The 13,230-nt window shown below is 47.7% G+C and carries 14 protein-coding genes; 8 read left to right on the forward strand and 6 right to left on the reverse strand.

Going from position 1 to position 13,230, the window contains the following annotated elements; genetic code table 11:
- Positions 1 to 269: 269 nt before the first annotated feature.
- On the forward strand, positions 270 to 767 hold the full coding sequence (locus tag N3Z11_RS16830; protein ID WP_260658363.1) for an RNA recognition motif domain-containing protein: 498 nt from the start codon (positions 270 to 272) through the stop codon (positions 765 to 767).
- 1 nt (position 768) lies between these two features.
- On the opposite strand, the gene murI is transcribed toward N3Z11_RS16830, so the two are convergent.
- Positions 769 to 1,554, reverse strand: a complete 786-nt coding sequence (murI, locus tag N3Z11_RS16835) for a glutamate racemase (protein ID WP_260658364.1) — start codon at positions 1,552 to 1,554, stop codon at positions 769 to 771.
- Positions 1,555 to 1,716: 162 nt separating this feature from the next.
- Here murI and trmA point away from each other — a divergent pair, with 162 nt between their 5' ends.
- Entirely contained in the window at positions 1,717 to 2,811 is a 1,095-nt protein-coding gene (gene trmA, locus N3Z11_RS16840) for a tRNA (uridine(54)-C5)-methyltransferase TrmA (protein ID WP_260658365.1), read from the forward strand.
- Here the strand turns inward: trmA and fabR are convergent.
- Positions 2,801 to 3,409 (reverse strand): HTH-type transcriptional repressor FabR, encoded by a 609-nt coding sequence (gene fabR / locus N3Z11_RS16845; protein ID WP_260658366.1) that lies wholly within the window; start codon positions 3,407 to 3,409, stop codon positions 2,801 to 2,803. The genes trmA and fabR overlap by 11 nt on opposite strands.
- 98 nt (positions 3,410 to 3,507) lie before the next feature.
- Here fabR and N3Z11_RS16850 point away from each other — a divergent pair, with 98 nt between their 5' ends.
- The 3 genes from N3Z11_RS16850 (at position 3,508) to N3Z11_RS16860 (ending at position 7,688) form a co-directional block, all read left to right on the forward strand.
- Entirely contained in the window at positions 3,508 to 4,647 is a 1,140-nt protein-coding gene (locus tag N3Z11_RS16850) for a fatty acid desaturase (RefSeq protein ID WP_260658367.1), read from the forward strand.
- Positions 4,648 to 4,770: 123 nt separating this feature from the next.
- A complete protein-coding gene (gene sthA, locus N3Z11_RS16855; RefSeq protein WP_260658368.1) occupies positions 4,771 to 6,198 on the forward strand; it encodes a Si-specific NAD(P)(+) transhydrogenase in 1,428 nt (475 codons plus the stop codon).
- A 125-nt stretch (positions 6,199 to 6,323) separates the two neighbouring features.
- Entirely contained in the window at positions 6,324 to 7,688 is a 1,365-nt protein-coding gene (locus N3Z11_RS16860; protein ID WP_260658369.1) for a TonB family protein, read from the forward strand.
- Positions 7,689 to 7,832: 144 nt separating this feature from the next.
- Here N3Z11_RS16860 and hemE read toward each other — a convergent pair whose 3' ends face one another.
- Together hemE and nudC are read right to left on the reverse strand one after the other, a co-directional pair.
- On the reverse strand, positions 7,833 to 8,909 hold the full coding sequence (gene hemE / locus N3Z11_RS16865; RefSeq protein ID WP_260658370.1) for a uroporphyrinogen decarboxylase: 1,077 nt from the start codon (positions 8,907 to 8,909) through the stop codon (positions 7,833 to 7,835).
- 289 nt (positions 8,910 to 9,198) lie between these two features.
- Positions 9,199 to 10,002 (reverse strand): NAD(+) diphosphatase, encoded by an 804-nt coding sequence (gene nudC, locus N3Z11_RS16870; RefSeq protein ID WP_260658371.1) that lies wholly within the window; start codon positions 10,000 to 10,002, stop codon positions 9,199 to 9,201.
- A gap of 146 nt (positions 10,003 to 10,148) precedes the next feature.
- Here nudC and rsd point away from each other — a divergent pair, with 146 nt between their 5' ends.
- A complete protein-coding gene (gene rsd, locus N3Z11_RS16875) occupies positions 10,149 to 10,637 on the forward strand; it encodes a sigma D regulator (protein ID WP_260658372.1) in 489 nt (162 codons plus the stop codon).
- A gap of 82 nt (positions 10,638 to 10,719) precedes the next feature.
- On the opposite strand, the gene N3Z11_RS16880 is transcribed toward rsd, so the two are convergent.
- Complete coding sequence (locus tag N3Z11_RS16880) at positions 10,720 to 11,487, reverse strand: FKBP-type peptidyl-prolyl cis-trans isomerase (RefSeq protein ID WP_260658373.1); 768 nt, start codon at positions 11,485 to 11,487, stop codon at positions 10,720 to 10,722.
- A 98-nt stretch (positions 11,488 to 11,585) separates the two neighbouring features.
- Between N3Z11_RS16880 and N3Z11_RS16885 the strand changes: the two genes are divergently transcribed.
- Both N3Z11_RS16885 and N3Z11_RS16890 read left to right on the forward strand, forming a co-directional pair.
- Positions 11,586 to 12,569, forward strand: a complete 984-nt coding sequence (locus N3Z11_RS16885; RefSeq protein ID WP_260658374.1) for a WD40 repeat domain-containing protein — start codon at positions 11,586 to 11,588, stop codon at positions 12,567 to 12,569.
- On the forward strand, positions 12,566 to 12,799 hold the full coding sequence (locus tag N3Z11_RS16890) for a SlyX family protein (RefSeq protein ID WP_260658375.1): 234 nt from the start codon (positions 12,566 to 12,568) through the stop codon (positions 12,797 to 12,799). Before N3Z11_RS16885 ends, N3Z11_RS16890 begins: the two co-directional genes overlap by 4 nt.
- A gap of 108 nt (positions 12,800 to 12,907) precedes the next feature.
- Here the strand turns inward: N3Z11_RS16890 and N3Z11_RS16895 are convergent, their stop codons facing one another.
- Positions 12,908 to 13,114, reverse strand: coding sequence for a YheV family putative zinc ribbon protein (locus N3Z11_RS16895; RefSeq protein ID WP_260658376.1), 207 nt, complete (start codon positions 13,112 to 13,114; stop codon positions 12,908 to 12,910).
- Positions 13,115 to 13,230: the final 116 nt, after the last annotated feature.

Below are 13,230 nucleotides of genomic sequence, written 5' to 3' on the forward strand. Positions count from 1 at the left end.
GCTTGCTGCTTTCGCACCACCCCGTCGGCATGGCGCGCATTATAGGGCGTTTTTGAAATGGCGCAAGCGCGAATTTATAGTTTTTTGAAGATTTCAACTCGTTCGCTTATAAAACACACGTTATGTGCATTTTTACCGCAAAAACCATTGGTTTTTCTGAGTTTTATCTGTTGGCGAAGTGATAGTGACTGGTTAAGATAGCTTTTGACTACTATAAGTAGTTTGTTTTTCTCAGTATCTTTTCACTCTCATGTATTTAGGAATCACTTATGTCATCAAGTTTAAGCCGTTCTTTACCTTTTACCCTGGCGCTTGCCATCCTTGTATACCTTGTTAGTTATTTTCTTCCTGTTGACCTGTTGCCCTCTGCCGGTGTGGCAATGACCATCGGTGTCATCATCGCCGGTATTCTGGTTCCGATCCTGATTGAAACCAAACCTTTAGCTGCTGCGTCTGAAAGCAAAAGCAATAAAGCTGCTGTTGTGACCGCCACAGGCGATACCGCCACTTTATATGTAGGTAACTTGCCTTACCGTGCCAATGAAGAAGCAGTGCGTGAGTTGTTTCAACAATCAGGCCAGGTGGTGAATGTTCGTTTGATGAAAGACCGACAAACAGGACGGCGCCGTGGTTTTGGTTTTGTCGAAGTGTCGGCAAAAGATGCCAACAAGATGATCCAAAAGCTGAATGACTTTGAATTTGAAGGCCGCACCTTAAAAGTGCGCGAAGCCAAAGAACGTCAGGATAACGAAGACGGCGAAGAATAAGCTACGACAAAATCGGCATTGGCCAGCACTGTTGCTGGTCAAAGCCGAGTTTTTTTAGTCTGTCGCTTTGCAGCTCATTAAGCGCTCTGGTACTGATAAAACAATGCTGATACTGCTTATCAGTCAAAGACTGCAAACCTACCAATTGTTTTACCCGCCTTGCTATCGCTTCACCCGTATCAAGTAATACTGTTGCGCTGGGCAAAGCCTGCTTTATTTCTTCCGCCAGAAACGGAAAATGCGTACAGCCTAATACCACGATGCCGCAGCCATGCCCGGCTATAGGACTCACCGACAAGATGTCGCTGACTTGCTGACGCACATCCTGCTGATACCAAACTTTATCTTCGGCTAAACGCACCAGTTCGCTGCTGCCAAATTTAATCACGTCGTCATGCGGGGCAAACTGGCGAATCAAACCTGCCATATATTCCCCATTGGCCGTTGCAGGTGTGGCCAGCACAGCAAAGCCTTTACCCTGACTCAACGCAGCTGCAGGTTTAATAGCAGGCACAACACCTACAAAAGGAATAGAAAAATGCTGGCGCAGAAATTCAACTGCCTGGGTGGTTGCGGTATTACAGGCGATAACAATCAGCTCAGCACCCAGCTCTATCAGATGTTGCGACAGCTGATACAGGCGCTGCTGAATAAAACTTTCGCTTTTTTCTCCGTAGGGTAGATATTTGTTATCCATCAGATAGATGTAGTCGGCAGGCACCTGTTGCTGTACCTGTTGATAAACACTTAAGCCACCAACACCACTATCAATAAAACCAATCCGCATTTGATTCCCTCCGGCAACAAGCCATTATTTTGCCAGAAGCCAGGGCGCAGAGCAGCAAATTAAATAAAGCCATCGAGCACGGACAATATATATAGTGGCCCTTGATTGGATCTTGAGGCAAAACCTCTTAGAATGGCCGCTTTTTTCAGCGAGGGGCACATTATGCAGTTAGGTCAGGTTTTTCCGGAACAATATCAGGCATTGCTGTCGGAGAAAGCAGATTCCATGCAACAACTGTTCGCCCCTTTTGGTGTGGAACAAGCCGAAGTCTTTCCCTCAGCGCCCGCACATTACCGCTTAAGAGCTGAGTTTCGCATCTGGCACGAAGGGGATGACATGTTCCACATCATGTTTGACCCAGAAACCAAAACCAAACAACGGATTGATTATTTTCCGATAGCCTGTAAAACCATTGCTGATTTTATGCCGGTATTGCTGCAGGCATTAAAACAGCGCCCGCTGCTGCGTAATCGTTTATACCAAATTGACTACCTGGCCACTTTAAGCGGTGAACTTGTGGTATCACTGATTTATAAAAAGCCGATCCCGCCGGAATGGGCCGGCGAAGCTGCAGCACTAAAAGCCGAATTTGCTGCTTTATATAAGGTGGATTTTATTGGCCGCGCCCGGAAACAGAAAATTCTGGTTGACCGTGACTTTGTGATTGAGCGGCTGCAGGTACAACAGCAGCAACTGCAATACCAGCAAATTGAAAACAGCTTTACCCAACCCAACGGTGAAGTGAATCAGAAAATGCTGGGCTGGGCCTGTGATATTGCCAAAAACCTGAGCGGTGATTTGCTGGAACTATATTGTGGCAACGGCAATTTTTCGCTGGCGCTGGCCCCTTATTTTGATCAGGTGGTTGCCACTGAAATTGCGCGTTCTTCTATTCGTTGTGCCGAATACAATATTGCCTTAAACCAAATCAATAATGTGCGGGTGTTGCAGATGTCTGCTGAAGATGTCAGCGCAGCGCTGTCCAAGGGGCAACAGTTAAAAAACATTGATTTAGCCGGTTTGCAGCTCAATACCATTTTGGTAGACCCGCCGCGGGCGGGTTTGGATCCGGCCACAGAGCAACTGGTCAGCCGTTTTGACGATATTCTGTATATTTCCTGCAACCCGGATACGCTGGCGCATAATCTGCAAACTTTGTGTAAAACCCATCAGGTGCAAAAGTTTGCGTTGTTTGACCAGTTCCCATACACCCACCACATTGAATGTGGTGTCTGGCTTAAAAAAATTATTCTTTAGGCCGGCGTGCATAACCCGCTGCGCCATGCGCCAGCCAGCGCAGTTGGGTAATGGTTTTATGGGTAATTTGTAAGCGTAAATCAGGGCTGGCATCCAGTGCGTCAGCGCCGGCATGAAACACCAGCGTTACCATTGCCTCGGCCTGAACCTGGGCAAACTCATCCGGACAAGCAGTTTCTTTTCGCAGATAATCTGCCAGTTCAGCACAAAAATGCTGAATTTCGCGGGCAACCGCACGACGAAATGGCGCCGATGTGCCAGAACGCTCCCGCAACAACAACCGAAATACATTGCTGTTACCAACCACAAACTCCATAAAAGTCTCAATGGAAGTTCGAATGACACTGCCATTTTTTTCGATACGGTGTCTGGCCTGACGCAATAACTGCCGTAACATTAAACCTGCTTCATCCACCAGGGTTAAACCCAGCTCATCCATATCGGCAAAATGACGGTAAAAAGAGGTTGGTGCTATACCGGCTTCGCGTGCTACTTCGCGCAAACTCAGGCTGGAAAAGCCTTTATCCGGGCTTAACTGCGCAAAAGCAGCGTCAATAATAGCGCGGCGGGTGCGTTCTTTTTGTTGGGCTCTGGTCACAATGCCTCCCTGTATCTGATGTCCGGCATTTTATACCTTGACCCGCCGCAATTGCACAGTAAAATTAGCTTACAGATGTAAGCCAAATGTACCTATAAATGCAAAAACCACCTATTATCTGGACCAATGTCCTGCTGTTTAGTATCACTTTTTTAATTTCAGCTATTGCTGTGCCTTATTACGCCCTGACCGTTGGTTTTAGCACCACTGAAATAGTCGCCACTATTTTGTGCCTCGGCTACTGCGGTATGTCTATTACCGCGGGTTACCACAGACTCTGGGCACATAAAACTTATGAAGCCCATCCACTTTTGCAGTGGTTTTTTGCCATTGGTGGTGCTTTTGCGCTACAAAACAGCGCCCTGCACTGGTCTTCCGATCACAGGGTGCACCATAAATTTGTCGATCAAAATGACAAGGACCCCTACTCAGCCAAACGTGGTTTCTGGTTTAGTCATATCGGCTGGATGCTCAGAGAATATCAAAGCCAGCGCTACAGCGATTACAGCAATGTGCGGGACTTACAAAACAACGCTATTGTCATGTTCCAGCACAAACATTATTTGCTGCTGACCATTGCCACCAATTTTGGTATTCCACTGTTTTTAGGTTTTTTGACCGACAACTACCTTGGCATGTTGCTGAGTGTGGGTGTGCTGCGACTGGTGCTGAGTCATCACTTTACGTTTTTTATCAACTCTTTGGCCCATATCTGGGGTAATCAGCCTTATACCGATGAAAACAGCGCGCGCGACAACGGGGTGCTGGCGTTTTTAACCTATGGTGAGGGTTACCATAACTTCCACCATATTTTTGAATATGATTACCGCAACGGTATCCGCTGGTGGCAGTTCGACCCGACGAAATGGTTAATCAAAACCTGCTCATGGCTGGGGTTAACCCGAAATCTGAAAGTTTGTCCTGAAGACCGGATTATGAAAGCCAAGGCACTGATGCAATTAAAAAGAGCCCAGGCCAAAGCGAAGTTATTGCCGGATGCTGAGCTATTATTGGCGCGGATGGAGCAGGAATATGCCTTATTACTGGAACGGATGCAGGCGTATTATTCGGTGCAAAAGCAGTTATATCAGCAGAAGAAAGATGAACTGCAACAGAAAAAGGTGCAACTGCTACAGCAATACAACGACTTCGATATTCGCAAGCAATATCAGGAAATGAAACAAAACTGGTTACAACAACAACGCCAATGGCAGAGTTTTATTCAGCAATACGCATAAGTCGGCCAGTGTGCTGATTTTCCTGATGAAAAGGCAACGCAAGTTGCCTTTTCCGCTTCAACATCTGTAAACGATGCTGCTATCATCAAAGCTCAGACAATTAGACCAGAATAGGGATCTGCTGTGCCTGCCAAATCAAGCTCTGCCACACCTCAAGCACAATATCAGTATGACGCCATCATTATCGGCACAGGCCCAGGTGGTGAAGGTGCAGCCATGAACCTGGCCAAAAGCGGCAAAAGAGTGGCTGTGGTTGAACGTCACGAGCAGGTCGGCGGCGGTTGCACCCACTGGGGCACTATTCCGTCCAAAGCACTGCGTCACTCGGTCAGCCGCTTTATTGAATACAATGAAAATCCATTGTTCCAGATGGAAAATCAGTCCGCCAATCTGACTTTTCCACAAATTTTAAAACATGCAGCCGGTGTTATTCGTAAACAGGTGCGGCTGCGTAGCAGCTTTTACGATCGCAACAGAGTCGAAGTGTTTTCCGGTGAAGCTTCATTTATCGATAACCACACTATTAATATCAAACCGGCCAACGGCCCGGATCGGCAAATCACGGCGGAAACCATCATCCTGGCGACAGGTTCAAGACCCTATCGCCCCGCCAATGTCGACTTTAACCATCCACACATTTTTGACAGCGACACCATTTTGTCGCTGAAAGATGACCCAAGGCACATCATTATTTTTGGCGCCGGTGTGATTGGTTGTGAATATGCCTCTATTTTCCGTGGCTTGGGCGTCCGGGTGGATTTAGTCAACACCCGCGACAGACTACTGTCTTTTATGGACACCGAAATTTCTGACGCACTGAGTTATCACTTCTGGAACTCGGGTGTGACCATTCGCCACGGCGAAGAGTTTGAATCTATTGAAGGATTAGAAGATGGTGTGATTTTGCATTTGCAGTCAGGTAAAAAAATGAAAGCCGACTGTATTTTGTTTGCCAATGGCCGTACCGGCAACACCGACACACTGAACCTGGCCGCTGTTGGATTAAAAGCCGACAGCCGCGGCCAACTGAAAGTAAACCACAATTATCAGACTGAAGTACCGAATATTTACGCTGTTGGTGATGTGATTGGCTACCCAAGTCTCGCCAGCGCTGCTTATGATCAGGGCCGGATTGCCGGTAACGCCATAATTCATGGCCATTGCCCGATGCAACTGATAGAAGACATTCCGGTTGGTATTTACACCATTCCGGAAATGAGTTCTGTGGGTAAAACCGAGCAGCAACTGACAGCCGCCAGAATCCCTTATGAGGTAGGTCGTGCCCAGTTTAAACATCTGGCGCGGGCACAAATTGCCAACACCAATGTGGGAAGTCTGAAATTGTTGTTTCACCGCGATACCAAAGAAATTCTCGGCATTCACTGTTTTGGCGAAAGAGCGGCCGAAATTGTACACATTGGTCAGGCCATTATGATGCAAACAAATGGCGGCAATAATGTCGAGTATTTTGTGCACACCACCTTTAACTACCCAACCATGGCAGAGGCTTATCGGGTGGCCGCGATGAACGGTTTAAACCGTTTGTTCTAAAACCAGCGGTTTCAGCAACATATTGCTAAAAACGGCGCAAAATTGCGCCGTTTTTGTTTTGTTTTGTCGAATAAACCGTTGTACACTCGAAAAAAACACCATAAAAAATTCCAGGGAGTTCGGGCATGTTTCTGATGCGTTTATGCTGTTATCTGCTTGCTGTCGGGTTCAGTAGTTCAGCCCTTGCCGATTTTGGCAGTGCGTACAAACTGTTTCAGGATAAAAACTACGAACAGGCGATGCCACAGTTACAAATTCTGGCGCAACTGGGCCATCCGCAGGCACAACTGTTACTGTCACAATGTTATGAAGAAGGTTTAGGCACCGAAGCTGACCTGAATAAAGCTTATGCCTGGGCACTGACAGCTAAAGGCTTATCACAACCGGGCGCCGCTGAAAAGTATGTGGAATTGCGCGGCAAGTTAGAATCACGCCGGGCAGGCAAACAGGCGTATACGGAAATCAATGGTCAGTACGGAGCTCTGGCGTTAAAGAGTAACCTCTACCCAACCATCCATCAGGTGTATCGCCAGCCAACAGTGGTAACACCGCTGAAACAGGATAAACCCGATTATCCCGGCCACTTCCCGCGTAGCGGTATTGCCGCCTGGTCGGTTGTCACCTATGACATTAACGAAAACGGTCGGGTAGAAAACGCCAAAGTTGCGCTGTCTTTCCCGGCAGGTGCCATTGATAAATATGTCTTGGCGGCCATGGAAAACTGGACCTTCTCGCCACCACGCAATTCGTACGGCGACTCTATCCGGCTCGACCATCAGATTCACGTCTTTAACCTGGATAAACTGGTTACAGCGTCCCGCAAATTTGCACGCGAAAACAACGAATACATTGCAGCTATTCGTAAGGCGGCAGAGGCCGATTCTGCAGCCAACCAATATAAATTTGGTTTGATTGCCCAAGCCGGACTAGTGAAAGACCAGAAAGCGCTGCCCTGGTATTTAAAAGCCGCCATTAACGGTTATGCACCGGCGCAGTTTACCGTTGCCCAATGTCTGCTCACCGGCAGCATGTGCGATAAAGACAGCAATAAAGCCATTAACTGGCTGACTTATGCGGCCGCTGACGGTGACCCACAAGCCAGCTACCTGTTGTCGCATCAATTACTGGATAGCGATAACATCCAGTTTGACCCTGAACGGGCTGCCCGCTATCTTGAAAACGCTGCAGCGCAGAATTATGTACCAGCCATCGTAGAATATGCTTCCTTGCTGGCCATGTCAGATAACCCAAAACTGCGTAATGCCGAGCGCGCCATTCAACTAGCCGAACAAGGGCTGGCACAGGATGAAGATAACCCCAAATTGTTGTCAACCATTGGCATTGCCCTGATTGAACAAGGCAAACAGGAACGCGGTGAAGAAATGCTGGAACAGGCTGTTGTGGCAGCACAGGCACGCAATTGGGCTACTGAAAACTACCGTGAATTATTAAACGATTATCGGGGGCTGGTTCAGGCTGAAACTGAATAAACCACCAAAGTAGCAGTAAATAGTGCTGCAATAAGTATCAACAATATTTAGCACTGGACACACAACAATAAAGGCGCCACTGGCGCCTTTATTGTTCATTGCGGGTTATCCGCTTTACCGCTGAAACTCAGCAGCGACGCTATGTTATAAAATGTCGGTATTCATATGATAAGTGCGGCTGAAAGATTGCACTGCTTCAATAAAAATACCGGCTTTTTCCGGATCCACGTCTGGGGTAATACCATGACCCAGATTAAACACATGGCCTGATCCCTGACCATAACCATCCAGAATCGCCTGTACTTCCAACCGGATGCGCTCGGGTGAACCCAGCAGAATAGCCGGGTCCATATTGCCCTGCAGCGCGACTTTATCGCCAATGCGGTTGCGGGCATGGCGAATATCGATAGTCCAGTCCAGACCTACAGCGTCACAGCCAGTGGCAGCAATATCTTCCAGCCACAAACCACCGTTTTTCGTGAATAAGGTTACAGGCACAGGACGACCATCCGCCTGTCGGGTTAAGCCTTCCACAATTTGCTGCATATAACTTAATGAATATTCGCGGTAGGCATTTGGGGTTAACACACCGCCCCAGGTGTCAAAAATCATCACAGACTGAGCGCCTGCAGCAATTTGGGCATTCAGATACAACACCACACTTTGCGCCAGTTTATCGAGCAGAATATGTACAACTTCTGGTTCGGTATACATCAGCTTTTTGATTTTTGAGAAGGTTTTGCTGCTCCCCCCTTCAATCATGTAAGTGGCTAAAGTCCATGGGCTGCCGGAAAAACCAATCAGTGGCACTTCACCTTTTAATTCACGGCGGATGGTGCGCACAGCGTCCATCACATACTTTAACTCCACTTCAGGATCCGGCACCGGCAACTGCACCACATCCATAAAGTCAGTCAGCTGTTTAGTAAATTTTGGGCCTTCACCTTCACCAAAATACAAACCCATGCCCATCGCATCCGGAATGGTCAGAATGTCGCTGAACAGAATGGCTGCGTCCAACGGATAACGACGCAGCGGTTGCAAGGTGACTTCGCAAGCCAGCTCAGGGTTTTTACACAAAGACATAAAATCGCCGGCTTTGGCTCTGATCTCCCGGTATTCAGGCAAATAACGGCCTGCCTGGCGCATCATCCAGATAGGGGTGCGGTCAACCGGTTGTTTTAACAGGGCGCGCAGGTAACGATCGTTTTTTAATTCCATCTTGGCTCTACCATTAAGCTGTGTTGAGTTATTTTAACAGCATAGTGAAGATGACACTATGTTTGCTGTTTAATGAATTTTTCTGCATTTATCTGCAAATTTACTCTTGCGGCGCGAAAAAGCTTCTGTTATAAAATCGACGCGCTAGTGAAGAAATCTAAAAATAAGAGCTCGCACCTACGGGCCCATAAACAAATACTTAAGCCACTTATGTGGCTTTTTTATTTGCTGTTTTTTCAACTGTATTATCAGTCGCAAATTACCAGCTTGCGCAGCTTAAAGTGATTATTTATTCATCTGCTGAAGTTTCTGCCTGCAGCTGACGGATCATCCGGCCAGACAAAGTTTGCACCGGTGGAATGTCCGGCAGCGCAGCAAAATCAAACCAGCCTGCTTCTTCAATTTCATCTTCCTGACACACAATATCACCACTGTGATAATCAGCCAGAAAACCCGTCATCAATGAATGTGGAAAAGGCCAGGGCTGACTGCCGGCATAACGCAGATTCTGAATACGGATCCCCACTTCTTCATACACTTCGCGCACTGCAGCCTGCTCCAGCGTTTCCCCCGACTCGACAAAACCGGCCAGAATGGAAAAAAAGCCCGGCTTATGCCGTTTTGAGCGGGCCAACAGAATTTGTTGCTCTTTACAGATAGCCACCAGCACACAAGGTGAAATCCTTGGATAACAACGATGACCACACTTATGGCATAACATCGCCAGCTCCCAGCTCACCAGCTGCATTTTGCTGCCACACTGGCCACAATACCTGTGTGTTTGTAAAAACAGCGCCAATTGCACTGCGCGGGACGCCAGCTCAAACCACACCTGTTCAGCCTGCTCCAGTAAGGCGCGGGCACTGTGCCATTGTTCCGGCTCCTGTTGCTGGTCGTTACTTACAACCAGATAACAAGGTTGCTCTTGCCACTGTCCTATATGGCAAATCATCTCAGGCTCTGTGATCTGTTGCTGATTCCAGGCACCAAAAGGAATACTAAGGGACTCAGTGGTCAATTTCAGCTTGCCGCGATTCACCACAAACCAATACCCCTGATCATGATGTTTCAGCTGCAGACTATGGCTTTTCATTGTGCTTGTCCCAATACAACTTCCGGATGCAGGCTGTCATCATAAAGGGAAATACTGAGCCGACCAATCAAAAAGTAGTTGATCTTTAGTGCGGAATTCTTTTTATTAGCGGTATAAGCCGAATTTAATTAAGCAAGGATATGGTTATGTATACCCGTCTGCAAACAGCTCGACAACAATGGGGCGGTACCTCTACCGCTATTGATAACTGGCTGGAAGAGCGGCAACAACTGATCGTATCTTATTGCAAACTGGCGGCTTTACCTCCCTTTGATAAACAGCAGGATAATCAGTTACCGTCTCAGGACGCTATCCTGGGTTTTTGTCAGTTGCTGATGGATTACCTTTCAGCCGGTCATTTTGAAGTCTATGACCAGATAGTGTCACAGTGTCAGGAAAACGGCAGCGACAGTAAATCACTGGCTCAAACCTTATATCCAAAAATTGCCGCCTCCACAGATGTAGCGCTGGAGTTTAATGACAAATACGCTGAAACCGGCCCAGGCCATAATTTCAGTAGTTTTGACTCAGACCTGTCAACTTTGGGCCAGGTGCTGGAAGAACGTTTTGGTCTGGAAGACGAATTAATTCAAACCTTGCATAACAAACACAGCAAAGGTTCGGTTTCAGCCTGACTTCAGTCAGCAGCATAAAAAAACCGCCGGTGAAGGCGGTTTTTTTGTGTCCACTAATCCGTTTTATACGGCGTGGCTATTACTACTTTTTTGCAGCTTCGCCGGCAGGAGCAGCTTCTTCAGCCACAATGCCTAACAGCTCAACTTCAAATTGCAGCACGCTGTTTGCCGGGATTGGGCCAACATCACGGTCACCGTAACCTAAAGCTGATGGGATAGTAAATTTGAACTTAGAACCAACGCCCATTAACTGCACGCCTTCAGTCCAGCCCGGAATCACCTGATTTAACTGGAACTCAACCGGCTCGCCACCGTTTGATTTGTCAGTGCTGTCAAATTCAGTGCCGTCAATGAAAGTACCTTTGTACTTCACCCGTACTTTTTCTTCAGCTTTTGGTTTTGGACCATCAGCTGCAGTGATCACTTCGTACTGCAGACCAGATTCAGTTACTTTTACGCCTTCTTTTTTGGCGTTTTCAGCCAGGAAAGCTTCGCCTTTGGCAATAGTTTCAGCAGCTTTTGCTTTAGCAACTTCAGCTTGTTTCGCGCGGAACTGCTCGTCTAAAGCAGTCATAACTTTCTGCACTTCTTCGTCAGTCAGCGCAGCTTTACCAGCCAGAGCATCCTGAACACCACGAACCATAGTGTCAGAGGCTAATGGCAAGCCTAATTTTTTGTGTTCTTCTACAGCGCTGTTCAGGTATTTACCTACTGAAACGCCCATAGCGTAAGATTGTTTTGCAGCGTCTGTATCCAGTACTGGCGCAGCTGGCGCGGCAGCTTCTTTCTGACAGGCAGACAGTGAAATCATGGCGGCGGCAATCAGCGACACCTTGGTCAATAAGCGCATTTGTTTCTCCAATAAACTGCAGACTTCGCTGCAAAAGTGTGTTGTTATAGTAATAAAGGACTAACCTTTAACCATGCCTATACTACAGATTTGTGCTGATGACGTTAACACATAGAATGAAATATCTAGGCATTTTTCTCAGCCTTTGGCTGGTCGCCTGCTCAGAAGTTCAAAACAAAGCCGTTTCAAGCGCTGAACATGCATCTCACGGTACTGTAGCCGCCGCTATTTCAACCTCAGCTGAACTGGCTGCAGTTTCCAGCCTGACATCCGGTGTGGTGGTTTGGGATTTAACAACCCAAACAGCCAAATACCGCTTAAGTCAGCAAAACCCAACGGAAAACTTTATCAGCTATCTGGCATTCAGCCCGGACGGCCAGCATCTGCTTACCGCAGACGATAAAAATTTGTCGTTATGGCAAATGCGGGATGGCAAAAACATCGGTTTCTGGTCTTTGCCCACATCCATAGTGCGGGATATTGCGGTTTCGCAGGGCGGCACTCAGCTGTTAATTGCCCAGAGCGACAGCAAAGTGCAGCACATCACACTGAAAACCGGTCGCCGGCTGGAGTTTTTAGGCCATAGCGAAAAAGTAAATACCGTGGCTTTATCACCGAATGGCCGTTATGCGCTGACCGGCGGCAACGATTTAAAAGCTTATTTGTGGGATACGCAAACAGCACAAATTCTGCAGACTTTTGTGCATCCAACCCGGGTAACCAAAGTGGCACTGGACCACAAAGGCACGCTGGCTTTTACCGCTGACAGCCAAAAACAAGCCAGCATCTGGGATTTAACCACCGGCAAACTGAAACAAAAACTGGAACTGGGGCGCGGCCGGGTTTTTACCACAGCCCGTTTTAGCGACGACGGCCGTTATCTGGTCGCTGGCTCTGCTTCACGCCGCGTCACTGTGTGGGATGTGAATACAGGCAAAGTGGTGAAAGATTGGCAAGTCAGCGCTTTTCCGGGTAGCAAACCACCCAGCGCCGTGGTATATGATGCGGTTTTTATCGCACCAGACCGGATCCTGACAGAAAGTTCCAGTGGTCTGGCCGAACTATGGGAATTTGAACCATGAGTGCACTGACACCCACCGAACAACAACTGCAAACGCAAATTTTTGATTTAGAAAGCAAACTGGCGTTTCAGGATGATGCATTACATCAGCTGCATAGCGAATTATTAGAACACCAGAAGCGCATAGAAAAACTGCAGCGTCAGGTACTGATGCTGGCGGAAAAACTGCAAGGCGGCGCGGACAGCGGCATTTTAAGACCACACGAAGAGCCACCTCCACCACATTATTAATTGGCGGCACTTATTGGGGCACCGCACAAAGGAAGCAACACCTTGCCAGCTATCACAGCTGCAGGGTGTTAGCTGAGACGCCAGATAAAAACCTTGTCAGCCGCAGCTTTATTCAGGTTTAAACACCCCAATCACAGTTTCATTTTCCCGCGCCAGCCGCTCCACCTGAGATTCAGGCTGCGCCATCTGATAACCACAGCTGACACATTCCACTTTTTCCACATTGTGCTCAAGAAACAGCGACATGGTATCCACTGCCTTACATTTGGGGCAGGTCGCGCCTGCGATAAAACGTTTTTTCTTCCGGGTGGTCATGGTTTTTACATCCTCGAAACAGGCAAAAATCAGCGAAACTCTTGGTTTGTGTGGCCGATCCGATTACATTAGCAGCCCAAATTGTCTGGCCTGATGGCCGGGTCACACTGCTACAG

Source organism: Rheinheimera sp. 4Y26, assembly GCF_025245835.1.
GTDB lineage: Bacteria > Pseudomonadota > Gammaproteobacteria > Enterobacterales > Alteromonadaceae > Pararheinheimera.

Coding starts and splice junctions, on each gene's coding strand:
- nudC (WP_260658371.1), bottom strand. CDS start 10,002: ATGAAAAGCCATAGTCTGCAGCTGAAACATCATGATCAGGGGTATTGG.
- N3Z11_RS16850 (WP_260658367.1), top strand. CDS start 3,508: ATGCAAAAACCACCTATTATCTGGACCAATGTCCTGCTGTTTAGTATC.
- N3Z11_RS16830 (WP_260658363.1), top strand. CDS start 270: ATGTCATCAAGTTTAAGCCGTTCTTTACCTTTTACCCTGGCGCTTGCC.
- murI (WP_260658364.1), bottom strand. CDS start 1,554: ATGCGGATTGGTTTTATTGATAGTGGTGTTGGTGGCTTAAGTGTTTAT.
- trmA (WP_260658365.1), top strand. CDS start 1,717: ATGCAGTTAGGTCAGGTTTTTCCGGAACAATATCAGGCATTGCTGTCG.
- N3Z11_RS16895 (WP_260658376.1), bottom strand. CDS start 13,114: ATGACCACCCGGAAGAAAAAACGTTTTATCGCAGGCGCGACCTGCCCC.
- rsd (WP_260658372.1), top strand. CDS start 10,149: ATGTATACCCGTCTGCAAACAGCTCGACAACAATGGGGCGGTACCTCT.
- N3Z11_RS16860 (WP_260658369.1), top strand. CDS start 6,324: ATGTTTCTGATGCGTTTATGCTGTTATCTGCTTGCTGTCGGGTTCAGT.
- N3Z11_RS16880 (WP_260658373.1), bottom strand. CDS start 11,487: ATGCGCTTATTGACCAAGGTGTCGCTGATTGCCGCCGCCATGATTTCA.
- N3Z11_RS16890 (WP_260658375.1), top strand. CDS start 12,566: ATGAGTGCACTGACACCCACCGAACAACAACTGCAAACGCAAATTTTT.
- hemE (WP_260658370.1), bottom strand. CDS start 8,909: ATGGAATTAAAAAACGATCGTTACCTGCGCGCCCTGTTAAAACAACCG.
- N3Z11_RS16885 (WP_260658374.1), top strand. CDS start 11,586: ATGACGTTAACACATAGAATGAAATATCTAGGCATTTTTCTCAGCCTT.